The organism is Paenibacillus sp. 102, assembly GCF_039549175.1.
In the GTDB taxonomy this organism is placed as follows: Bacteria; Bacillota; Bacilli; order Bacillales; family Bacillaceae_G; genus Bacillus_A.
This window is the reverse complement of record NZ_JBCGHT010000015.1, coordinates 26660-51366: the sequence shown is the minus strand read 5'-3', so window position 1 is coordinate 51366 and position 24707 is coordinate 26660. Positions and strand designations below refer to the sequence as shown.

The following is a 24707-nucleotide window of genomic DNA, read 5'->3' as shown; positions in this document are numbered from 1 at the left end:
CATCTATTTTTACTTGAAAGGAAACCCCAAAAGGGATTTCCTGTACAAGTTACATATATATATAAATATCCCCATCAATAACTTCTACTTCATATGTTTGAATACAACCATCATCAGGTTTTTGAACTTCACCTGTTATTAAGGAAATTTTCCAATCATGTAACGGACAGAAGATAAATTCTCCAGAAACAATTCCTTCAGCCAAAGGCCCATTTTTATGAGGACACCGATTTTCTACAGCACGAATGTCACCATTTGAAAGGTGAAATAAGGCGATGGACAAATCCCTTATTCGCACTTCTTTACCGATTTGTACGGGAAGATCTTCGGCACGCATTATTTTTATTTTCTCTTTCGTTTGTAACATGTAGATCGCTCCTTACTTTACAGTTTCTACTTCATACATGGCTTTTAGTGACTGAGTTTCTAGTGCTTGTCCCCAAGCTTCTTCATATGTGTTACGCGCTTTTTGGAAACGTTCATTTAGCATAGCGACCATTTGCTTATCTTGCAGTATTTCTTTTATGTGATCTAAGCCCATTCGTTCCACCCAAGGAGCTGTTCGTTCACCGTAAATACCAGTTTCGCGGTAATGTTGTACATAAGCTGTGGCAATGCGAAGCACATCTTCTTCCGTAGGGACAATCATGACAAAATCAGCTTCACGAACTTCTGTACCACCGTTACCACCAATATAAAGTTGGAATCCATTTTCAACACAAACGACGCCGAAGTCTTTCGTTAATGCTTCCGCGCAGTTACGTGGACAACCCGTTACACCCATTTTCATTTTGTGAGGTGTATCTACCATTTCTAGCGATTGTTCCAGTAGCATACCAAGCCCTAATGAATCTTTTGTACCAAAGCGGCAGAAGCGAGAGCCGACGCATGATTTTACATTGCGAAGAGATTTCGAATAAGCATAACCTGAAGTCATATCAAGGTCAGCCCAAACTTTTGGTAAGTCTTCTTTTTTAACGCCGTATAAGCCGATTCGACTTGCACCTGTTATTTTTACGAGCGGTACATCGTATTTTTTCGCAACTTCGGCAATTTTCATTAAATCATCTGCAGTAGTAACGCCGCCGTACATACGAGGAATAACAGAGAATGTACCATCATGTTGAATATTACCGTTCATTCTTTCGTTTACGAAGCGGGATGATTTATCATCTGCATATTCTTCTGGGCGTACCATACGTAAATAGTAGTTTAATGCAGGGCGGCATTTTGAACAGCCATCTTCATGTGCAAAACCAAGGACATTTCGTACTTCTTTTGGCGATTTTAAACCTTTCTCGTGAATCGCTGTGACAACTTCGTCGCGCGATAAAGTTGTGCATCCACACATACCTACATTTTGAGCAGATGCATCGAAGCTATCCCCGAGTGTATGAGATAAAATTTGTTCAACAAGTGGACGACATTTCCCACATGATCCAGCAGCTTTTGTGCATCCTTTTACTTCTTCAAAAGTTGTTAAGTCTTGTTCTAGGATGGCATGAACAATTTTTCCTTTTGTAACACCATTACATCCACAAACAGTGTCGTCAGCACTCATACTTGCAACATCAAGTCCGCCTTCTTCACCAGCTTTATGAAGAAGAGAGGCTGGTGTGTATTCTTGTATATCTTCTTCCTTTTTCAACATGCTAAAGAGCCGTGTACCGTCAACGGTATCTCCATATAAAACAACGCCAACGACTTTATTGTCACGAATTAATACCTTTTTATAGGAACGTGTACGCTCATCAAATATGGAAATTGCTTTTGTCTTATCATCTTCATAAATTTGTCCGGCAGAGAATAAATCGCATCCGGCAACTTTAAGTTGTGTACCAACAATACTACCTGCATATCCATTTGTTTGTGAATTCGTTATATGTTTTGCTAATATGGCACCTTGTTCGTATAAAGGAGCGACAAGACCATAGGCAATACCGTCGTGTTCTGCACATTCACCAACTGCATAGATTGATTCATCATCTGTTTGCATATAATCATTTGTAACGATGCCGCGGTTCACAAGTAAACCAGCATCTTTCGCTAACTGTGTATTTGGACGTATCCCAACAGCCATTACAATTAAGTCGCATTCTGCAACACTGCCATCTTCAAATTGAATACCTTCAACATGGTCAGTACCAAGAATTTTCACTGTTTTCTTTTCCATAAGAAACTGCATGCCTTGTGCCTCTAAATCTTCACGCAGTAATGAAGCAGCTTTTGCATCAAGTTGTTGCTCCATTAAGTGAGGCATTAAATGGACAACATGTACGTCCATGCCAAGGTCAATAAGCCCCCTTGCAGCTTCTAAACCAAGTAATCCACCGCCTATTACAACAGCTTTTTTATATTGTTTAGCAGCATCCATCATAAATTGTGTATCTTCAATTGTCCGAAATCCTGTTACACCTGGAAGCTGTGAACCTTCAACAGGTAAGATAAAAGCACTAGACCCTGTTGCGATAATAAGCTTATCGTACATAACAATACGGTTCTTTTCTGTAACAATGACTTGTTCTTCCCGATCAATATTTATTACTTTTTCATTTGTATACAGTGTAATATCATTTTCTTCGTACCAACTGAATTCGTTCATAGTGATATCTTGTATATTTGTTTTTCCTTGTAGGACGTGAGATAACATAATGCGGTTGTAGTTTGGATGAGGTTCATCACCAAAAATAGTAATATCATAAAGCCCTGGATCTTGCTTTAAAGTCTCTTCGATGCAGCGTATACCAGCCATACCATTTCCGATCATGACTAAACGTTTTTTCATATTCATTTCCCCTCTTAAATGTGAAATGTTTAACAAACTTTTATACTTGTATTATAGAATCTTTGGAAAATAGAAGGTGTGATGTTTATCACAGTTTTGGAGGGTTCACAAATTGTTAAAAATAATATAAAATTCCACTTGGATTCTTACAAAAATGTAAGGGAAATGTAATAGGAATCAATAGCAGAATGAAATGATTCTCTTTAAAATAAGCTTATAGAAAGCTACACATAATTGTGTGGAGGAGGAAGTTACCTTGAGGCGGGGAAGAATAAAAAAGAGAGTAATAGCTACTGTAATTGCGGCGGTCGTAGCAATTATACTACTGCTACCAACAAAGCTTGGACCAGTAATTGATAAATATAATCCATTTTATAAAACGAAAGAATATTATACGATTGTAAATGGTATTGGTCAGCATGTTGGTAATGATTGGTACGAATATGAATTTGTCGCTTACGATGAAAAAGGAAGAAAACAAACGATAAAGAAAACTGTAAAACATATGTTAAAGAGAGATGAACCTTTGAAGATTTTCGCAAAAGGACGTTATGGTGAATCATTCGTAGAGATAGATGCTCAAAGTATTCCTGTGCAGGCGAGAAGTAAGCTTTTGTTGATGAGGTAAAGTTATTGTAAAGCACTGTTACATTGAGTATGTTACAGTGTTTTTTATTATATATAAATTTAAAAAACAGAAGTTTACGATTATAGTTAATTTGTTAAAAGTGATATTATTCATGACAATATTGTAAGGTACATGTAAGGTAATTCGATAGTTGGCATTTACGAATTCTATTACAATACAAGTAGAAAGTTTGAACATACAACTTTCTGTCTGAAATGATGATGAATGTTTGAAAACCAACTAATGATTGAATAGGTCTCTTCTCTTTATGAGATGAGGCCATTTTTTTAAACCTTACAACATTGTAAGGTTTACGTAAGTTAATTCGATGGCTTGTTTGTCATATTTTTTGCATAATAAAAAAAGATAAGAAATTAGGGAGATATTGAGAAGGGAGAAGAATGGGATGCGAAAAGAAGAAGTAGTTAAGTTTCAGGCAAAAGATTTCTGTAGCTACTTTACTGTAGCTGCCATATGTATTGGACTTTTTGATATCATTACAAATTTAATTGTTAAATAATATAGATAAATACAAATTGAAAAACTGACATAAAACCATTCTTTATAGGTGGAAGAGAGCGTCCGGCGCTGGATAGAAGCGGTCAGTGCCTTTTTTTGCTCCCATGCCACGTGAGAACAAAAGGAGAAAGCGAGTGAAAATCTTTTTTTGTTTTCATGGACGCGATTTAGGTGCTTGAAAATGAAAATGGATATATATAGATGATAAAAACAAGAAGGAGATCACTTCTTGTTTTTTTATTGTCCTTAATTTGGAGCAGTGCATTAAAATATATAAATAAGAATTGAAAAAACGACATAAAACCATTCTTTTTAGATGGTAGAGAGGATCCGCCGGTGGATAGAAGCGGTCAGTGCCTTTTTTAGCCCTATGCCATGTGAAAACAGAAAGAGGAAATGAGTGGAAGTCTCTTTTTCTTTTTCATAGCCGTAATTTATATGTTGAAAAATCAAATTGGATTTATATAGATAAGAGAGGTGACAGAAATGAAGTGGATTGATAGTCATATCCATTTGGATCAATATAAGCATAAAGAGCAAATGAAACTAATTAATGATGTGAAAAGAAGTACTGAGATTGCTGGCTTGATTGCGGTGTCCATGAACTATCGTTCTTGTCGACAAACACTGTTTTTAGCGGGGCAACATACATTTGTATATCCGGCACTTGGATTTCATCCAGAGCAGGAAATTAACAAAAAAGAATGCGAAGAAATTTATAAATTAATTGAAGCAAATGTAGAACGGCTTGTTGCGATAGGTGAGGTGGGCTTACCGTATTATTTACATCAAGAAAAGAAAGGTATTGTAATAGAGCCTCATATAGAAATATTGGAGAAATTTGTGGATTTAGCAAAAAGGTACGACTTACCAATTGTGTTACATGCAGTTTATGAAGATGCTGACATTGTATGTGATCTACTTGAGCAGTATAAGATTTCACGTGCGCATTTTCATTGGTTTAAGGGAAGTAAAGAAACGATGGAGCGAATGATTCAAAAGGGATACTATATTTCAATTACACCGGATGTTTTACAGAAGGAGAAAATCAGAAAGATTGTATCGTTTTATCCCATAGAGTACATGATGGTCGAAACAGATGGTCCTTGGGAATTTCAAGCAGGTATTATGACACATCCGTTTATGATTAGAGATGTGTTAAAAGAAATTAGCTTGATAAAAAATATTTCTATAGATAAGGTTGCAGAGCAAATATATCAAAATACAGTTCAGTTTTATAGGAAAAGGTAGAGGCAAAGAAAAATCTCTATCCTTTTTTATCCCGCATCAACTGCCCATAAAAGCCCGATTGGTTCAACTAATAATCGGTGGGGGATGAAGAAAACCCCCGCCGATTAAAGTTTCACTTTATCTGAAGTATATGGATATTATTTCTATTATTTTCTATAATTTATAATATACATTGAAGTTTTAATAAAAGGAAATGGGGAAAAAGAGTGGGGAGAGTATATAAAAAAATGGCTGTTACTATTATGACAGCAGCTATGTCAATTTCTGTATTGGGATGTGGAACAGAGAAGAAAACTTCGACTACAAGTATGGTGCAAGAAACAAAAGAAGAACAAGTTGATTCAGTAGTAAAGGAACAAATGAAAGAAGATGAAAAAAGAGGAAATGCAGTTGGAAATATCTCTAATAAAGGGAAAATGGCTGAGAGTGATGATTGGATCTACTATGCGGTTAATGGTGATAAAGATACAGGGGGCATTTATCGTACGAAAGATAAATTTCAAACATCAGATCTTGTCATAAAAGGAGTAAACGCTTCTTATATAAATATAAAAAATAAAGCTTTATATTTTATCCATTGGGATCAGGACAAAAATACAAATGTAATGCCTTCTTTAATGAAATATGATATCTCTACAAAAAAATTAGATACGCTGAAAACAAATACAAATTATGTTTACATAAAGGATCAATCGTTATTCTACCAGAAAAAGTATTCTGAACACGGTGGATTTGATATTGTAGGGATTGTGAAATTGGATTTGAAAACAGGACAAGAAGAGGAGTCACCGATTCAAACATCTGGTTGGGCTGAAACGATTGATGATAATATTGTGCACTGGAATAAATTTCGTGGCACACAAGTAAGTAAAGGTGACCAAACTTGGTCAAAGGAAGGTTTTGCAGAAATATCTAGTGGTACATACAATAAAGACAAACTATATGCAATTGTAGATTTTTCGGTAAGTTTAGATGATCAAAAACGAGATAATGGTATTTATGAGTTAGATCTTAAACAAAATAAAGAGACACTGGAAATAAAAGATGCGTTAAAGATGAATATAAAAGGAGATTCCTTTTATTACTTAAAAAAAGATGGTGTTTATAAAAGAAAGATTAATGGTGGGAATGAGAAACAAATTTATGATGGGGCGGTGGAACCATCTAAATCTTATTTATACTTTATAGCCGGTGATATGTATTTGTATACAGATAATGGTCTAATTCTAAATCTTGATACAAAAAAATCAAATGAAAAGCAAGAGAAAAAGCCATCTGATGATGTACTACTACAAAAGGTAGTTAACGCTCAACAAGAGATTATTAAAATTTCAGTTTCAGCATTACCAGAGAATACGAAACCAGTAGACCGTTTTTCATATGGAGAATTAAAACCTCCTGCATATAATACGAAGACAGCATTAGAGACATCATTAGCTATTTATTTCTCAAAGGATTTCATTACGGAGTATATGAAAAGTGAATACGTAAAAGAAATAGGTGGAAAGATGCACTATGTTGTTGGAGATTTAGGATCAGGAGCGGGGACTAAATATACAAAAATTATTTCCGCTAAGCTAAAAGACGGAAAAATCTTGGCGACGGCAGAAACGTATAATGACTATGAAGGTGCGAAAAAAGAAGTAGAAATAGAATTCATCTACGAGAATAAGCAATGGATAGTAAATAAAATGCCTCGTTTTGATTTGGAATAAAAAATACCAAGCACAAATCTGTGCTTGGTATTTTTTATCCCGTAAAAGCCCGATTGGTGAGGGTTAATAATCAGCAGAGGATGAAGACCCCCCACTGATTAAAATTTCACTTTATGATTCAAGTCGCTTTGCCCGTCGTACTAATAAAAGAAATACAATCATGATGATGCCAAGTATGAGGAAAAAACCATACTTTTTCAGAGGTTCAATCGTGTCACTTAAGGAAAAAGGTTTATCAATATGGATACCATCTTTATTAGAGGTAATATGGATATCTTTCATCTTCACTTCATTTGATTCTCTTTGTAAATCGATCCATTCTATATTTGGAATTGTTTCTAGCTCATTTAATAAATCTTTTAAAGGTTTGATACCTAAGTATGGATGATAAAAAGCTCCAATGATACCATCTGATAGTTTTGTGACCGATAGGGCATGTTCTTTCATCTTAGAAGCTGCATGGGGCTGATTAGGTTCTATGAATCCGACAGTTTCAGGGAGTAGATTCATTCCGTGTAAAAAGGATGGCTTACTTGGAAAGGCTGGGGCGTGCATAGCCTTCCATGTTGTATCCTCTAACTGTAATTGCCCTACATAAGTTGAAAAGTAACGTGATAATATTTCATACCCCTTTTGTGATATCGCATAGTGCGGTGCTTCAAAAGCGAGTGGGTATAATTTAGCTAATGTAAGCTCTTCAATTCCTTTTTCGATTCGTTCTGTTATATAAGCTTCTTCGAAATTTTTAGCATTTTTCATGTATTTGTCATAAGCTTCCTCTGACTTGAAATCCCGTCTTGTTTTTGGCGTTTCATGATTCGGATAACGGATAGGTTGATCCGTTTTTATATCCCAAAATTCAAATCCTTCTCCGGTTTCACTATCATAAAATTGGTGAGTATAACCATGCATAATAATAGAACCACCGTTACTCTGCATAAAACGTAACACATCTACTAACTCTGGTTTATCTTGGAAATGTATTGTTTTCCCTGTGTTTGGATCTTTATATACTGGGATGACAGCAATCATATAAGGTATATTCTTTTCCTTCAATAATTTAGCGATTGTTTGTAATTGTTTCGGATCAGCTGCTGGGTGTACATCTTCTAAGCGTAAATAAGCACGATGTTTACTAGTTACTGGCTGTTGGCCAAAGTAAGAAAAGAGCATTTCACCAACATAATGAGATGTCCAATCAAAAAGCTGGGATGTTGCTACGTAGTATGATTGATTTTGTTTGACGATAAAGGGATACATACCGTTTGAACCAATTGCATATGCAATTGGAGGTTCTCCTGTTGTATCAAATTGTTGAATCAAACGCTCTTCGTGCAAGCTGCTTTTGAGATGACGTGTAGGGTATTGCAAGCTCCGGATCTGTACTTCCTCTTCCTTAAGTGTAATAAAGGAAAAACGATTTGGTAATTGTTCTATATTTTTCCCGAGAAATAATAAGGAACCGGAAAAGTTTTCTAAAAATTGGTTTGCTTCATCGGGCAAGTGTTCCTTTTTATCTCCTATGTAAATGACATGTGTATAAGAGGAATTCGCGATGTGTTCCATTGATTGATCTACATTTTTCAGTGTCACATTATCTGTAAAGTGTCCGAGTAGCGTATTTAAAATTTGAATGTTATTTGTAACTTGTCCGTCTTCTGTGCTATATAAAACTAGTACTTTTGGCTCTTTTGTTATTTGAGCAGAAGTATGGATAGGAACGAGTAGTAAAATGGTGAGAAAGAGTAATAACTTTCTTTTCATATGGTCAGTCTCCTATTCTGTAAATAGAATTCAATTAATTATATATAACGGGACAGATGGAATCCATTTGAAATAGGGATTGGAAGAAATTACACATGAAAGAATGTTACATTCCTTATTATGTTTCACGGTTTATTTCTTAGAAAATCAGTCTCAAGAATGATGTGAAGGTAGATGGTTGTCTGGTATGATTGAAGAGTAATAGAATGCAGGTAATTGTAAGGAAGGGCTGAAAGGGGACAAATTTCAGCAGAGAAAGAGGTAGAGGTAGTGAAAAAATTCTTTGTAGGATTTTTAGTTGTTCTTGGGATGTATTTGTATTTCCAAGGAGAGTCTGAAGGAATGGAAAAATCGATGAATCAAGCAAGGTATGTTGATTCAGAGGAAGCAAAACAAATGAAACAAATTATTACTGAAGAAGCAAAGAAAGTAAATCTTCCAGAATGGATACCTCTTACAATTGCCGAGCATGAAAGTCGTTTGAACCCACGAAGTATTGGAGACAATGGTACTTCTTTTGGATTGTTTCAGTTACATCGAGGCGGGGGACTTGCTCCTGATAACTTAACGGACGAGCAATTGAAAGATCCGCGGACAAATGCCCAAATTGCCATGCCTTATTTAATGAAAGGGTATAAAAGAGGTGTGGAAAAAGGTTTGACGGATTTCCAATTACTAAAATATATAGCAAATACATCTGGATGGCCAGGTAATTTAGGACCTGAGTGGACCGATAAAAATATGAAGTATAACGTTGGGCTAGAGGACGTGTACTATCGAAATAAAGGAATAATGAAAGAGTAGGTGCTAGGCACCTACTCTATTTTTCTATTAGAAAAAGCTCCTTTGTATAAAATATTGTGCGAGTTGCTGCTTCACATCTTCTAGCTTTGTAGAAACTTGTGGGATTTTATACCCGACATATAACGGTGAAACAACAAAACGTGGAACCACTTTACAAATGATTTTTTCATTAAGGTGATAGAAAAATAAATTATAGCTGCTACACCCTTTATGAAAATCTGTTAGTATGTAACGCACCGTTTGTTGAATATAATGTGCCATCATATCGACCGATTGCATGTCTTCAATGACAATATTAAACTCGGTGAAGCCTATAATTGGCCGTGTAGAAATATTAAGTTCGATCTGTTCGTCTTTTTTTACGGTTACGCCCTGAAAGTTTTCAGGTGCTATGTTTTCTAGGTAGTCTACATATTTCATTCCGATAATTTGCATATGCGCATGGTGCAAACTTCCGCCTGAAAATGGACCATGATTTTTATATAAAATAACAGAAGTAAATTCATTGCTCTTTTCTAAAGCGAGCCAATGTTTAATTGAGAAGCGAATTAATTTTTGCATATGTTCTTGTGTATAGGTTGCGATATGATTATCACAATTATCCGTTTCGATAAGAACTGTTTGAAACGTATCTTTCAATGTTGGAAATTTATTTTTTAACCAGATGATAGAGTCTTCTGTTTCTAAAATGTCAGTGAGGTTTTCTGTATCACAAAAAGGACAAGCGGTGCTTTTGTTGCGAATACTTTCTGGTTTTTGTTTTCCAATATCATTTAAAAAATAAAGTTGTTGTGTATCCATTCGTATATGCCCCTTTGAAAATATATATATGTGTGAAATTCCCGTCTATTATATTCGTGAAAGGGGCAGGGAAATCCTGTATGGTGGGAAGGATAGAAGGAACAGCAATTTTTAATAAAAAACAAAAGACAAGATATCCTAATTGCATAAGGGTATCTTGTCTTTTATTTTTTCTGTAATAATGTGTATGGATAATATAAGGTGTTTTCATTTTGTTTCTTTTTTCTATTTTTCAGTGCATGTAGTGCAAGGATTGTACTTATGAGTGTAAAAATGGCTTTCTTCATATTCATTTGCCCCTTTTTATTGTTGGTTTAATTCTTGGCTCACTGCTTTTGCGTCAATTAAAGCGTGGAGAATCATTTTTACCATGTTCATCATTCTTATTCCTCCTTGTTTATAGTTGGTTTAATTCTTTTACAACTGCTTGTCCGTTTACTAATACTTCGAAAATTGCTTTTACGATTTCTTTCATCATGATTGTTTCCTCCTTGTATTTATCTCTTGTTTACATCTTTATTGTATAAGGAGGCGCCATTTCGTACTATCGCTTTCCATTACGTGAACATAACAGTTTTGTAAGATTGGATGTAATTTGTTGAAATGTTTAGTCTATCTTCATTATTTTCAGAAAAATGACTATTCAAACATAAAATGGGGCAGTATAATAAAGAAGTAAGTATTAAATTTCGTACGAAAGGAGTGAATGAGATGAAACGTTCTTTAGCTGCGCGCGCAAAATTTTTAGATTTTATCTATTTTTGTCGTGCGATTTTTCATGATGTGGTTGCTAACGGGATACGTATGCCTTTTTTTAGCAATTGCATAGCAGTTATTGAACGATAGAAATCTCTTCACCCATTTTATAAAACGTGTGAAAAGGGAGCTATTTAGCTTCCTTTTTCTATGACAAAAACCATGGGGAAAGTTTCTTTCCGCATGGTTTTTTACGTTGGAAGGAGTACGGAAAATGACAATTTGTAGTGTAAATAATATAACGAAATCTTTTGGTGGAAACATCATATTTGAAAATATATCGCTTGAAATTAAGACAGGTGAACGCATTGGATTAGTTGGGCGAAATGGTAGTGGGAAGACCACAATTTTTCAATTGTTGACAGGAATAGAGAATGTAGATGTTGGTGCCATTCATATGAAGAAAGGGACACGTGTTGGTCATGTAGCACAAATCCCAAAGTTTGCTGATGAAATGACTGTATATGATGTATTAAGCGCTGCGTTTGTAAAAGAGAAAGAATTAGAAACAGAAATGCGGAGTTTAGAGACACGTATGGCAGAGGAACAAGATTCAATTGGCTTAGAAAGGTTGATGGAAAAATACGGTGCAGTGCAAGAGGAATTTGCATTTTTAGGTGGTTATGAAATAGAAGCAAATATCATGAAGGTGGCAAATGGTTTGCAAGTAACGGAGCTGTTTTCACGTGATTTTACAGAATTAAGTGGTGGAGAACAAACAAAGGTGAGTCTAGCTTATATGCTATTGCAGAAACCAGATTTACTTCTGTTAGATGAACCGACGAATCATTTAGATTTATTTGCGGTGGAGTGGCTTGAACAATTTTTAAAAGAGTATATAGGGACAGTTGTAGTTATTTCGCATGATCGTTATTTTTTAGATGAAGTTGTTACGAAAATTTTAGATTTAGAAGACGGAGAACTTCATGTCTATCATACGAATTACTCGCAGTTTGTGAAAGAGAAGGAAGAAAGACTGCTGCAAGAGTTTCAATCTTATCAAGAACAGCAAAAGAAAATAAAGAAAATGAAGGAAGCAATTAAACGTTTAAGAGAGTGGGCGAATCAAGCGAATCCTCCGAATGAAGGGTTGCATAAGAGAGCAAGAAATATGGAACGTGCATTAGAAAGAATGGAAAAGTTAAAAAAGCCGATTTTAGAAAGAAGGCAGATGGGGCTCCAATTTGAAGGACAAGAGAGAAGTGGGAAAGATGTTGTTGTAATGAAGGAAGTTAGCAAAGGTTTTGCTGATCGTACTTTATTCCAAAAAGTAAATTTACATGTTCGTTTTCAAGAGCGCGCTGCTATTGTTGGACGTAACGGTACAGGAAAAACAACATTATTAAAGCTATTGTTAGAGGAAATGAAACCGGATGCTGGCGAGATTCGAATTGGTAGTGGTGTGAAAGTTGGTTATTTATCGCAGCACACTTATGGAAACATAAAGGCTAATGTATTGGAGGCTTTTCGTGAGTTTGTACCTGTAACAGAGGGAGAAGCGAGACACATATTAGCACGCTTCTTATTTTACGGACCGGCTGTTTTTAAGAAGGTGAATCAACTTAGCGGTGGAGAACGGATGAGGCTAAGATTAGCACAACTTATGTATCAAGATATAAATTTCCTTGTGTTAGACGAACCTACAAATCACCTTGATATCGAATCAAGGGAAGTGCTAGAAGAAGCAATCGAACAATATAATGGAACAATCCTTGCTGTTTCGCATGACCGTTATTTTTTAAATAAGTTATTTGAGAAAACCTATTGGGTTGATGAACATAGATTATTTGAATTTGCGGGGAATTATGCTTGGGCACGTCAGAAATGGGAAGAAAGAATAGTGAAAGAAGAAGTGAAGCAACAAGAGACCCCAAAAATTAAAGGAATGAATGTAAGAGTAAAAGAGAAAAAATTTAGTGGTATAGACGAACTTGAAGATAAGCTTATGCATATAGAAGAAGAGATATATGGGCTGGAGTGTACAATGGAAGAAACAAGTGAGGTTGAAGAATTGGAACAGTTATACAAAGAGAAGACAGAAAAAGAACGATTACGGGCGGAATTCTATAATCGATTAGATAGTATGATGGAATAGATGAAAAAAACGAGTCATCCTCTTAACATATGTGGGGATGACTTGTTTTTTTCATGTCCATTAAATCGAGGTATAGATGGTATAATTTTCTTGTTGTTATATTATGAGAACAGTTTATAAAAAAGTTGGTGTAATTGAAAATAATATTTCAAAATGCGAGGAGAATTGTATGTTAGGGTATGCGCGTATCATTACGATTGTTATTATTTGCATTGTATATATGATTTATGTTTCACGTGAAACAGTAGATTTGAAAATTTTTGTTGGTTTTTCATTATTTGTTTACATTGTAAATCACATTTTACTTATGCAACCACATCAAGGAAAGCAGCGTGATATATATATATTACTTTCAAATGGAGTAATTACAGCTCTGTTAGGATTTTTATTTCCAGAGACATCTTTATATTTAATTATATTTGGAATTGATGCAGTAGGATTATTTATAAATGCACAGCGGAAAATAGTTGTATATTTTTTTGTGAGTTTTTTCTTTGTATGTTGGTTTGCTATTTTACTATATACATATTGGTATATTGGAGAGATAAGGGTTTGGGAAAATGCTATTAATTTTATGTTCATTGTCTTCAGTGCTTTAGCGGGAAACTTAATTAAAAAACTTACAGTAGCTCGCCAAACTGTTGATGATCAATATGAAAAATTGGCATTATCACATACAGCTCTAAAAGAAGCGCATGAACAGTTGCAACTCTATGCGAAGGAAGTGGAAGAGTTAACTACAGTCCGAGAGAGAAACGATATTGCCCGAGAAATTCATGATACAGTTGGTCACAATATGACGGCTTTACTTATTCAATTACAGCTAGCGGAGGCCCTATGGAAGCAAAAGGCAGATGTTACGGAGGATGTTTTACATACATGTTATGAGTTAGCAAGAAAATCTCTCCAAGAAGTAAGGGCTTCAGTTCGTGCGTTGAAGGAAGAAAAAGATTTAGGAAATATAATAGAAAGTATGAAAGAAATGATACAGGATTTTTCAAAAGTAACGAAAGTACAAGTGACCTTTCAGTTACAAGGGGATCCAATTATCATTCCGTTGTCATTACAACCTACCTTATTGCGTATTATGCAAGAGTCATTAACAAATGCAAAACGCCATGGAAAAGCTAGTTTATGTGAAATTAGCTTGTTGTGCTTGGATGAGAAGGTTATGTTATCAATTTCGGATAATGGCATTGGCGTAAATGAAGTGAGTCCTGGTTTTGGTTTAATAAATATGAAAGAACGTGTAGAGGAACATGGCGGGATAATCCGATTTGAGAGTGAAAAGGAGAATGGGTTTCGATTACAGATTGAGTTCCCACTTAAGGAGAAGACCTGGGTAATAGGAGGAACAGTATGATTCGTATTATGATTGTTGATGATCAATCACTTATTCGAGATGGTTTAGCGATGCTATTAAATCTACGCTCAGAACTTGAAGTGGTAGGAACAGCGAATGATGGGGATGAAGTAGTTCAAAGGGCAGAACAATTACAACCTGAAATTATTTTAATGGATATTCGTATGCCTCGTATCAATGGCGTTGAAGGAACTCGTCTCATAAGGGAAAGGTTTCCCAATATGAAAGTTCTTATGCTGACGACATTTAATGATAGCGAACTTATTTTTGAAGCTTTGGAACAAGGAGCAAGCGGTTATTTATTAAAAGATATGGAGACAGATGCAATTGTTCAGGCAATATTAACAGTCCATGGAGGCGGGGCTGTTCTTCCGCAAGATATAACAGCTCAAATTGTGAAGGAATTAAAAAGAACAAAAGTAATGGATATATCAGAGCAGAATCCGCCAAAGCAAATGGAACAACTAACAGAGCGCGAGGTAGATGTATTAAGGGAGCTTGGGTTTGGATTAAACAATAAAGAAATTGCAGAAAAGTTGTTTATTACAGAAGGAACTGTAAAAAACCATGTGTCTAATTTAATTAGTAAGCTGGAACTAAGGGATCGGACACAAGCAGCTATATACGCGGTGAGATATGGTATTACAACATACACATGACTTTTGGCATAGAGAAGAACGAAAAAGTAGCAAATTATGCTGCTTTTTTATTTTGTATTTCTATCTTAAGGGTGATGGAAGAAAGAGGATGTTTTTCTACAATGAGATTGTAGATTAATGCAAAGGGGCTGAATCGACATGTTAGTCGTAGACCATATTACAAAGTCGTTTGGGAAGAAGGAAGTTGTAAAGAATGTGTCTTTTGAAGTGAAGAAAGGAGAAACATTTGGTTTGCTTGGTCCAAATGGTGCAGGAAAATCGACAACGATATCAATGATTTGTGGACTTATTCCATATGATGGCGGTGATATAAAAGTTGAAGGTAAATCTGTAAAAGAATCCCCGTTAGATGCGAAAAGGAAAATCGGTATTGTCCCGCAAGATATCGCGTTATATCCAACGCTTTCCGCCAAAGAGAATTTAATCTTCTGGGGAAAAATGTATGGTTTAAGCGGAACTATTGCAAAGAAACGAGCAGATGAGGTATTAGCATATGTTGGTTTACAAGATCGCGCAAAAGATAAAATTGAAACATTTTCAGGTGGGATGAAACGCCGAATTAACATTGGTGCAGCACTTATGCACGAACCAGAGTTATTAATTATGGATGAGCCGACAGTTGGGATTGATCCGCAATCAAGGAATCACATTTTAGAAACGGTAAAAGGATTAAATGAGAAAGGTATGACGGTCATTTATACGAGCCATTACATGGAAGAAGTAGAGTATTTATGTGAACGAATTGCCATTGTTGATCATGGAAAGGTAATTGCATCAGGAACGAAAACAGAGTTATGCAATCGTCTTGCGGACGGCTTTATGGTGAAGTTACAGCTAAATCGTTATAACAAGGAGTTACTGCAGAAAGTAAAAGAAATCCCCACTGTAGAACGGATTATTGTCGATGAGGATACAAATACACTTGATATTGGATTGAAGAATGGAGAAGCTGTCGGTACGGTTGTTTCGGTAGTTGTAGGAAATCAGGTGCAAATTTTAAAGCTTGAAGTACAAGAACCAAATTTAGAAGCTCTCTTTTTACAGTTAACAGGGCGTTCACTTCGTGATTAAGGAGGTTAGGAACTCATGAAAAGTTTTATTATTGCATGGAAAGATTTAAAAATTCGTTTAATAGATCGGCGTGGATTTATGATGATGTTACTTATGCCACTTCTATTAACAGCTATTTTAGGATCAGCATTAAGTAACTTATTTGATAATGAGGGATTACCTAAAACGATAATTGGCTACTATCAGGAGGGGAGCGATGATTTTGCTGATGTCTTTCAAAAAGATGTATTACATTCAAAAGAGATCAAGGATGATGTGAAGATAGAAATCGTAGCTTCACAAAAAGAATTGGAGGATCTGCTACGAAAACAGAAAATTGATGTTGGGATCATTATTCCAAACGGTTGGAGTGAAAATATAAAGGATGGAAAATTACAAGAACCAAAATTAATCACGGATCCATCTAAAGATATACAAGCAAAAATCGCTGAATCGATCATTCGTTCCTTTTCAGAACGTGCTCAAACAGTGGCTGTCTCTACTAAAAGTGTGGTAACAGACTTAGCAAAATCGCAGCCAGAAAACATGGAACAGGTTGCAAAAGAGGTAAGTGTTAATTTACAAACAGTAGCAACTTCAAATACAGATGGAATTGAAAAAGGAACAGTCGGCAAAAAAACAGTGGGCGCGATGCAATATTATGCTGCGGCAATGTTAGTCATGTTTTTATTATTTAACATAACAGTAGGAGCAAAATCTATTGTGACAGAGCAACGAACTGAAACATTAGCAAGGTTATTAAGTACACCGACAAGCTCCTTTACCATTTTATTAGGTAAATTCTTTGGCACATTATTATTTGCTTGTATGCAATTTAGCGTATTTGTAGTTGCTACTCACTATGCTTTTCATGTGAACTGGGGCGGGGATATTTCGCAAATTGCAGTAGTAGGAATTGCTTATGCAATTTGTGTTGCTGGTTTATCTATGCTCATTGCAGCATTTATTCGTGAGGAAAGAACGGCGGATTTAATGGGAGGAATCGGAATTCAGTTGCTAGCCATATTAGGAGGGTCTATGTTACCAATCTATGCATTTCCAGATACCCTGCAAACAATCGCTAACATTGCTCCGAATAAATGGGCACTTACAAGTTTTTTAAACATTATGTCGGGTACTTCTTGGTATGAGATACTTCCAGTTATCTTAAGTTTATCTAGTGCTGGGATTGTTTCCGTTATTATCGGAACCTTCCGTTTGCATGCGAGATAGGAGGAGAAATTATGAAGAAAATTTGGGCGCTTTGCTGGTTAGAATTAAAACAAATTTTAATTAAGCCACAGAGCTATATACTCATGTTCGGAATGCCGCTTATTTTTACGCTTATTTTTGGTGGGCTTTTAGGTGGGAGTGGAAACGAGAAAGTAAATATTAGTTTAGTAGATCAAGATGGATCTACATTATCCGATTCCTATTATAAAGAGATAAAGAAAAGTGATTTAATTTCTATAGAAAAGGTAACATATGAAGAAGCGAAACAGAAAATCAAAAATAAGAAATCCTCAGGTATTGTGATAATTCCAAAAGACTTTCAAAAGAGTATAGTAGACGGGAAGATAGAGAAGGTTAAATTCCAATTAAGTGCTGATTTTACTGGGGGAACATCTGTAGAACAAGTATTGCAAAGTGCAACGAAAAAGATGGAAATAGAAGTAGCGGCAGCAAGGGATTCAGAGCAAAAAGGAGCAGCGTCTTGGGAGAAGATATATGAAACGATTCATACAAAAGCAGAACCATTCTCACTTCAAAAGGAATCCATTATATCAGGAGAGGAAAATCTGAATAACGTAACAGGGCGAGCGGCAGGATTTTCTATTCTTTTTGTAATGATTGTAATGCTAAGTGCGACAGGAACAATTTTAAATACAAGACAACTTGGTATTTGGTATCGTTTATTAGGAACGCCTACTGCAAAGGCACAAATCCTCGGGGGATATATACTTTCTTTCTTTTTAATTGGATGGATTCAATTCGGAACTTTAATGTTACTAACGAATATTTTATTCGGTATACAGTGGGGAAATCTATTAGGAATCATCATTCTTGTTTCCGTATTATTGTTGGCAGTGATTGGTTTGGCATTATTATTAGCGAGTATTGTGAAGACAACAGAGCAGCAATCAGCATTAGGGAATATCGTTGTCGTTTCAACGTGTATGATCAGTGGTCTGTACTGGCCAATTGAAATAGAACCTGAATGGATGCAAACTGTAGCGAACTTTGTTCCTCAAACTTGGGCAATGCGCGGGTTTACCGAATTAATTGTTAGAGGCGGAACATTGGCAGATATAGCAGGATATGTTGGCATACTTACTTTATTTGCCGGTGCATTCTTTATAGTCGGTTTAACGAGAATACGTTATGATTGAAAAAAAGAAAGCAGAGTTTACAGCTTAACACGCTGAACTCTGCTTTTTTCTTGTGTATCGTCTTCCCTTATAGAAATAGTAATAGCAAGTCCGAGCATAACGAAGAATGCTAAAAAGAGGACGAACTTTGGGAAGAACGGGAATAGTAGCAATGCCCCGACGATCATGAGTGTCAATGCAACATAGTGCAGGACATATTGGAATAGTTTGTCCATATTTTCGCCCCCTTTTTGATAAGTTGTTATTATCCTATGCCTGTCCACCAGATAATAGAATTCCTTTATATTATTTCTTTATTGTAAAAATAATAAGGAATGATTGACACAGTAGAAAGAAAGGAATAATCTTGAAGTTAATTCATACTATTTTTATAGGTAAAGTAAAGAAAGTTACAGAAAGGGGTGGAGTTTCGTTATACGAGTAAAAAATATGAACTAAGGGTGAGGAATGTGAAAAAGGTATTTACAGGCTTGCTTGCTACTTTCTTGAGTACTTCTGTACTACTTGCAGGATGTGGTCAAGAAGAAGCAAGTACAAATGGAAAAGCGGATGTACCAAAAGTAAAAGATGAATTTATTCAAGCAAGTGACAAAGTAAAAAGTCCGGCAAAAGCAAAAGAAAGAAAAGATACCTTTGTAATTGGAATGCCGAGTCCAGGAGGAATTTTTCTTCCACACTTTATGGAAAATGGCTGGGATGGTAATATAACGCAAGCTATTTTTGCACCACTAGTAGGATTAGATAAAGAAGGGAAGCCAATCCCAATCCTTGCAAAGAAATGGGATATTTCTGCTGATCAGCTTACATATACGTTTCATTTGAAAGATGATTTGAAATTTAGCGATGGATCTCCACTAACAGCAGATGATGTGGCATTTACATTAACTCTTTTACATGACCCAACTTATAGCGGGGCAACTGATATAAGCCAGACAGCTATTAAAGGTGGACAAGCATATAAGGAAGGAAAAGCAAATACAATTGAAGGCATTCAAGTCGTTAATCCAAAAACGATTACAATTACGACAGAAAAAGTAAATGCGCAAACATTATCTCTTATAGGTGGAGAAGTGATATCAAAGGCTTATTACGGAAAAGAGTATAAGCAAGGGCATTTAGAATATTTAAAAGAACTATATGGAAAACCGATGGGAGCCGGGGCGTATAAATTAGATAAATATATTCCGGGGCAGGAAGTTCGCTTTGTTGCAAACGAAAATTATTTTGAAGGAAAACCAAAGATTGAGCATTTCATTTATAAAATTACAAAAGGTGATACGAAGCTTCAGCAGTTTCAAACAGGTGAAGTAGATTATGATGGCTTTGCAACAAATGAAGAAACGGTTGAGCAGTTAAAATGGTTAGGTTTTGCGAACATCAATGTGTATACGGGAAGTTCCTACGGCTATATTAAAATGAATTATAAGAAACCGTACTTTAAAGATAAACGTGTTCGTCAGGCATTTATTTATGGATTAGAGCGCCAAAAGGTAATTGATACGTATTTCCAAGGGTATGCTTCACTTGTTAACGTACCGATTACTCCTGTTTCTTGGGCGTATACAGAAGAGGGGATTAATAAGTATGAGTATAGCTTAGATAAGGCGAAGAAATTACTTGATGAGGCTGGATGGAAAGAAGGAGCGGATGGAATCCGTGAAAAAGATGGTCAAAAATTGAAAGTAAGTTACTTTGCTTCATCAGCAAGTAAAATCAATGATGTTATGATTCCGGTTATGAAAGAAGACTATAAAAAGCTTGGTGTAGACTTTAACCCTGAATATATGGACTTTAATACGATGATTTCCAAAGTAATCAAAGGGGATTACGATTTGGCGATGGTATCTACACCAATGATTGATGACCCGAGTGGAACAATTGAGGAGTTTGTTTCAACAAGTAAACGAAATTATGATGGATATCATAATCCAAAAGTAGATGAATTAGCAACACAAGCATTGCAAACATTGGATATTGAGAAAAGAAAAGAAATTTATAAGAAGCTATACCAAGAGCTTAGCGAAGATCCGCCAGTTATTTTCTTAAATAACAGTAAAGTTGTATCTGCGCACAATGCGAGAATACAAGGATTACAGGAAGATAATTATAACGGAATATTATTAAGCTTACCTAAATTACAGATTCAATAATAGTTTTATAAAAATTCTTGAAATATTTATATAGAAAGAATTGACAAAATATAGTGAACGATATAAGCTAATAACCATAAAGTCTACCGGAAAAGTCGGAATAAGATTGTTACCCCTCATAAAACATCTATTTTTTGTATTTAAAACCGACTTTTCCGATGGATTATAAAAATGTTGCTGTGGGAGGCATACATAAGGCAAGCAGTTCATAAGGTGTAATTATTAAAAAAAGTTAGGGTGGGGACAATGAAGAAAAAGACAAAAAAATGGGCTGGTGTATTTTCAGTATTACTGAGTAGTTCGCTTGTGTTATCGGCTTGTGGGGGACAAGAGGATAAGGCTTCGACAGAGCCGGCAAAACAGCAGGATGTGAAAGATTTAAAGATAGAGAAGGTTGCAGCGACAGATAAGTCGAAAAATCCTGAGAAAGCGAAACAAAGAAAAGATACCCTTATTGTAGGGATTTCAAAACCTGGTGGTGTGTTCTTACCTTATTTCCAAGAGAATGGTTGGGACGGTAACGTAACATCAGTTATATTTGCTTCTCTTGTATCAACAGATAAGCAAGGGAAACCAGTTCCAGAGCTTGCAGAGAAATGGGATGTATCTTCTGACCAATTGAAGTACACGTTCCACTTACGCAAAGATTTAAAATTTAGTGATGGTTCACCGTTAACAGCGGACGATGTAGCATTTACATTAACATTGCTGCACGATAAAGCTTATGAGGGTGGATCAGATATTTCACAATATGCAATTAAGGGTGGCAAAGATTATAAAGAAGGCAAAGCTACATCTATTGAAGGAATTAAAGTGGTTGACTCACAAACAATTGAAATTACGACGGAGAAGGTAAATTCTCAGGCTCTAACTGCTTTAGGCGGACCAGTATTATCTAAAGCTTATTATGGTAAAGATTATAAGCAAAATACAAGTTTAGATTATTTAAAAGACCTATACGGCAAGCCGATTGCAGCAGGTCCTTATAAATTTGAAAAGTATGTTCCAGGCCAAGAAGTACGATTTGTAGCAAATGAACATTACTATGCTGGTAAGCCAAAAGTGAAAAACTTTATTTATAAAATTACATCACCGGACACAAGCTTCCAGTTATTCCAAACAGGAGAAACGGACTATGATGGATTTGCTGCTAATAATGATAATATTGAACAATTAAAAAGCTTAGGCTTTGCTAATTTCAATATTGAAACAGTAAGTTCATATTCATTTGTTTACATGAATAATAAAAAGCCATATTTAAAAGATAAAAAAGTACGCCAAGCACTTATTTATGGATTAGATCGTAAAAAATATGTAGATACAAACTTCCAAGGGAACGCTTCTGTTGCTAATATACCGATTTCACCGACTTCATGGGCTTATGATGATAAGGGTATCAATCAATACGAATACAATTTAGAGAAAGCGAAAAAATTGTTAGATGAAGCTGGTTGGAAAGTGGGATCCGACGGTATTCGTGAAAAAGATGGCCAGAAATTAAAGTTAAGCTATTATGCAGCAAGTGGTAGAAAGCAAGAGGAAGTATTTATTCCAATTGCAAAAGAAAACTATAAAGCATTAGGCGTAGAGTTCAATGCGGAAATTATGGACTTTAATACTCTTGTATCAAAGCTAGGGAAATTTGATTATGATTTAGCTGCTGTTGCAACGCCAATTCTTTCTGATCCAAATGATGCAATAGCTGAACTTGCATCTACACATCCAGATAACTCTGCTGGTTATAGTAACCCAAAAGTGGATGAATTAATTCAAAAAGGTATTGAAACAGTTGATATTGAAAAAAGAAAACCTATTTATAAAGAATTATATAAGGAATTAAGCGATGATCCACCTGTGATTCTATTAAATTATCGCAAAAGTATTTCAGCGCACAATGCACGTGTAAAAGGAATTGACCCAGAAAAATACGATAGCATTAGCTCAAATTTACCTGTTTTATCTATTGAACAATAAGGATAGTAAGGAGAAATAGAAGACATTTTTTCATACAGCTATAAGAGTGTGCTGTTTTGAAAAAATGTTCTTCTATTTTTAAGTCACTATGATTGGGGAGACAAAAAGGTGAAAACATATATCATTCGTAGGTTTCTGCAAATGATTCCTACACTGTTTGGTACATCTATTATTATCTTTTTCTTATTCGCTCTCTTGCCGGGGGATTATGTGGATTCAAATCCAAAGTTAACGCCAGAAAGAGCGCAAGAGTTAAGAGAACTGTATGGATTAAATAAGCCTGTTATTGAAAGATACTTTCATTGGTTAGGTAATGCGTTACATGGAGATTTTGGTTTCTCATTGCAATATCAAGAGCCTGTAACAACATTGCTTAATAAATTTATTTGGAATACTTTTATTGTTGCGGTTGCCGCTTTATTTTTTACTTGGTTAATTGCTCTTATTATTGGTGTTGTTTCGGCGACAAGGCAGCATTCATGGTTTGATGGACTTGTTACAATTGGTGTCTTTGCAGCGATGTCATTTCCATCATTTTTTATTGGTTTGTTTTTAATTAAGGTATTTGCTGTTGATCTTCATTTATTACCGATTGGTGGCATGATTGATATAGGAAGTAATTCGACAGGTCTTACGTACATACTAGAAGTGCTAAGGCACATGATTTTACCGGTATTTATTTTAACACTTCTTGGTGTTGGATCATTAACTCGTTATTTTAGAACAAGCATGCTTGAGGTTGTAAGACAAGATTATATTCGAACAGCTCGTGCTAAAGGGTTGAAGGAAAGAGTTGTCATTTATAAACATGCATTGAAAAATGCGATTTTACCAGCGATTACATTACTTGCATTTGAATTACCAGGGTTGTTCTCCGGTGCAATTATTATTGAGCAAATCTTTAACTGGCCAGGTATTGGGAGTATTCAATTAGAAGCGTTGAGTTTTCGTGATTATACATTGTTAATGGCATTCACAATGTTTCTCTCTTGCCTAACAATTATCGCAAACTTTTTGGCAGATATCGTGTATGCGATTGTCGATCCACGTATTCGATTAAAGTAAGGGGGGAGAAAGATGGAGACTATTGTAACAGTAAAGAAGAAAAAAAGGGAAAAACAAAATGTGACTTCACCATGGCGTCAAGCATTTACTAGAATTAAGAAAAATAAATTAGCATTGTTTGGTTTTTATATCCTAATTTTTATGTTTGTATTTTGTTTTATTGGGCCATTTTTTTCACCGTATGCTTCTGGAACAATTCAAGTCACACAAATTAATAAGCCACCAAGTTTTTCTCATTGGCTTGGTACAGATCAGCTTGGAAGAGATATTTTAACACGATTAATGCAAGCGGGACGAATTTCGTTAACGATTGGTTTAGCTTCGATGATATTATCTGTCATACTCGGTGCATTATTAGGAGCTATCTCTGGTTTCTATCGCGGTATTGTAGATCATATTATTATGCGTATTGCAGACGTGTTAATGTCTATTCCAGGATTACCATTACTTATCATTATGGGCGCTATTTTATCAGAATGGAAACTTCCATCTGAATATCGACTTTATGTTGTTATGATCATGTTAAGTTTGATTGGATGGCCGGGACTTGCACGTCTGGTACGAGGACAGATCTTGTCGCTTCGAGAACAATCATTTATGCAAGCTGCTGATGTATTAGGATTAAAGGATTACCGAAAGATCGTACATCATTTAATTCCGAATGTATTCCCTTTATTAATTGTTGTAGCAACGTTAGGTGTAGCAGGAGCTATTTTAAGTGAATCAGCATTAAGTTATCTAGGTCTTGGAGTTGTACCTCCTACGCCATCATGGGGGAATATGATTAGTGCAGCGAACTCATTAATTGATTTCCAAAAGCGTCCATGGTTATGGATTCCGCCTGGTTTTGCGATTTTTATAACAGTTGTATCAATTAACTTACTTGGTGATGCACTTCGTGATGCATTAGATCCAAAGATGAAGCGGTAGGTGAGGAA

The 24707-nt window shown here is 35.5% G+C and carries 21 protein-coding genes; 15 read left to right on the top strand and 6 right to left on the bottom strand.

The window, feature by feature from the left end:
* Window positions 1–49 precede the first annotated feature (49 nt).
* Both nirD and nirB read right to left on the bottom strand, forming a co-directional pair.
* Entirely contained in the window at window positions 50–367 is a 318-nt protein-coding gene (gene nirD / locus AAIE21_RS22985) for a nitrite reductase small subunit NirD (protein ID WP_343268895.1), read from the bottom strand.
* 12 nt (window positions 368–379) lie between these two features.
* On the bottom strand, window positions 380–2785 hold the full coding sequence (nirB, locus tag AAIE21_RS22980; RefSeq protein ID WP_343268894.1) for a nitrite reductase large subunit NirB: 2406 nt from the start codon (window positions 2783–2785) through the stop codon (window positions 380–382).
* Between the two features lie 271 nt (window positions 2786–3056).
* Here nirB and AAIE21_RS22975 point away from each other — a divergent pair, with 271 nt between their 5' ends.
* The 3 genes from AAIE21_RS22975 (at window position 3057) to AAIE21_RS22965 (ending at window position 6898) form a co-directional block, all read left to right on the top strand.
* The gene (locus tag AAIE21_RS22975; protein WP_343268942.1) at window positions 3057–3413 is read left to right on the top strand and encodes a YxeA family protein; all 357 of its coding nucleotides are present in this window, start codon (window positions 3057–3059) and stop codon (window positions 3411–3413) included.
* 1005 nt (window positions 3414–4418) lie between these two features.
* Window positions 4419–5183 carry a TatD family hydrolase gene (locus tag AAIE21_RS22970; RefSeq protein WP_343268893.1) on the top strand — a complete coding sequence of 255 codons (765 nt, stop codon included), beginning with the start codon at window positions 4419–4421 and terminating at the stop codon, window positions 5181–5183.
* A 206-nt stretch (window positions 5184–5389) separates the two neighbouring features.
* Entirely contained in the window at window positions 5390–6898 is a 1509-nt protein-coding gene (locus AAIE21_RS22965) for a DL-endopeptidase inhibitor IseA family protein (protein WP_343268892.1), read from the top strand.
* Window positions 6899–7009: 111 nt separating this feature from the next.
* Here the strand turns inward: AAIE21_RS22965 and AAIE21_RS22960 are convergent, their stop codons facing one another.
* Window positions 7010–8662 carry a DUF2334 domain-containing protein gene (locus AAIE21_RS22960; RefSeq protein ID WP_343268891.1) on the bottom strand — a complete coding sequence of 551 codons (1653 nt, stop codon included), beginning with the start codon at window positions 8660–8662 and terminating at the stop codon, window positions 7010–7012.
* 270 nt (window positions 8663–8932) lie between these two features.
* Between AAIE21_RS22960 and AAIE21_RS22955 the strand changes: the two genes are divergently transcribed.
* Window positions 8933–9466 (top strand): transglycosylase SLT domain-containing protein, encoded by a 534-nt coding sequence (locus AAIE21_RS22955; protein ID WP_343268890.1) that lies wholly within the window; start codon window positions 8933–8935, stop codon window positions 9464–9466.
* 27 nt (window positions 9467–9493) lie between these two features.
* Here AAIE21_RS22955 and AAIE21_RS22950 read toward each other — a convergent pair whose 3' ends face one another.
* Entirely contained in the window at window positions 9494–10267 is a 774-nt protein-coding gene (locus AAIE21_RS22950) for a DUF4931 domain-containing protein (RefSeq protein WP_343268889.1), read from the bottom strand.
* A gap of 164 nt (window positions 10268–10431) precedes the next feature.
* Window positions 10432–10560, bottom strand: a complete 129-nt coding sequence (locus AAIE21_RS22945; RefSeq protein WP_343268888.1) for a spore coat protein B — start codon at window positions 10558–10560, stop codon at window positions 10432–10434.
* Between the two features lie 418 nt (window positions 10561–10978).
* Here AAIE21_RS22945 and AAIE21_RS22940 point away from each other — a divergent pair, with 418 nt between their 5' ends.
* The 7 genes from AAIE21_RS22940 to AAIE21_RS22910 all read left to right on the top strand — a co-directional run bounded on the left by AAIE21_RS22940 (window position 10979) and on the right by AAIE21_RS22910 (window position 18580).
* Entirely contained in the window at window positions 10979–11113 is a 135-nt protein-coding gene (locus AAIE21_RS22940; protein ID WP_343268887.1) for an RAxF-45 family protein, read from the top strand.
* Window positions 11114–11237: 124 nt separating this feature from the next.
* The gene (abc-f, locus tag AAIE21_RS22935; protein ID WP_343268886.1) at window positions 11238–13118 is read left to right on the top strand and encodes a ribosomal protection-like ABC-F family protein; all 1881 of its coding nucleotides are present in this window, start codon (window positions 11238–11240) and stop codon (window positions 13116–13118) included.
* A 169-nt stretch (window positions 13119–13287) separates the two neighbouring features.
* A complete protein-coding gene (locus AAIE21_RS22930) occupies window positions 13288–14481 on the top strand; it encodes a sensor histidine kinase (protein ID WP_343268885.1) in 1194 nt (397 codons plus the stop codon).
* Window positions 14478–15140 (top strand): response regulator, encoded by a 663-nt coding sequence (locus AAIE21_RS22925; RefSeq protein WP_343268884.1) that lies wholly within the window; start codon window positions 14478–14480, stop codon window positions 15138–15140. Before AAIE21_RS22930 ends, AAIE21_RS22925 begins: the two co-directional genes overlap by 4 nt.
* A gap of 138 nt (window positions 15141–15278) precedes the next feature.
* Window positions 15279–16211 (top strand): ABC transporter ATP-binding protein, encoded by a 933-nt coding sequence (locus AAIE21_RS22920; protein ID WP_343268883.1) that lies wholly within the window; start codon window positions 15279–15281, stop codon window positions 16209–16211.
* A gap of 15 nt (window positions 16212–16226) precedes the next feature.
* Window positions 16227–17423, top strand: a complete 1197-nt coding sequence (locus AAIE21_RS22915) for an ABC transporter permease (protein WP_343268882.1) — start codon at window positions 16227–16229, stop codon at window positions 17421–17423.
* Between the two features lie 11 nt (window positions 17424–17434).
* Entirely contained in the window at window positions 17435–18580 is a 1146-nt protein-coding gene (locus tag AAIE21_RS22910; RefSeq protein WP_343268881.1) for an ABC transporter permease, read from the top strand.
* 17 nt (window positions 18581–18597) lie between these two features.
* On the opposite strand, the gene AAIE21_RS22905 is transcribed toward AAIE21_RS22910, so the two are convergent.
* The gene (locus tag AAIE21_RS22905) at window positions 18598–18795 is read right to left on the bottom strand and encodes a hypothetical protein (RefSeq protein WP_343268880.1); all 198 of its coding nucleotides are present in this window, start codon (window positions 18793–18795) and stop codon (window positions 18598–18600) included.
* A 234-nt stretch (window positions 18796–19029) separates the two neighbouring features.
* Between AAIE21_RS22905 and AAIE21_RS22900 the strand changes: the two genes are divergently transcribed.
* The 4 genes from AAIE21_RS22900 to opp4C all read left to right on the top strand — a co-directional run bounded on the left by AAIE21_RS22900 (window position 19030) and on the right by opp4C (window position 24699).
* Complete coding sequence (locus AAIE21_RS22900; protein ID WP_343268879.1) at window positions 19030–20730, top strand: ABC transporter substrate-binding protein; 1701 nt, start codon at window positions 19030–19032, stop codon at window positions 20728–20730.
* A gap of 246 nt (window positions 20731–20976) precedes the next feature.
* A complete protein-coding gene (locus tag AAIE21_RS22895) occupies window positions 20977–22704 on the top strand; it encodes an ABC transporter substrate-binding protein (RefSeq protein WP_343268878.1) in 1728 nt (575 codons plus the stop codon).
* A gap of 108 nt (window positions 22705–22812) precedes the next feature.
* The gene (locus tag AAIE21_RS22890; protein ID WP_343268877.1) at window positions 22813–23769 is read left to right on the top strand and encodes an ABC transporter permease; all 957 of its coding nucleotides are present in this window, start codon (window positions 22813–22815) and stop codon (window positions 23767–23769) included.
* Window positions 23770–23781: 12 nt separating this feature from the next.
* Window positions 23782–24699, top strand: coding sequence for an oligopeptide ABC transporter permease (gene opp4C, locus AAIE21_RS22885; RefSeq protein ID WP_343268876.1), 918 nt, complete (start codon window positions 23782–23784; stop codon window positions 24697–24699).
* Window positions 24700–24707: the final 8 nt, after the last annotated feature.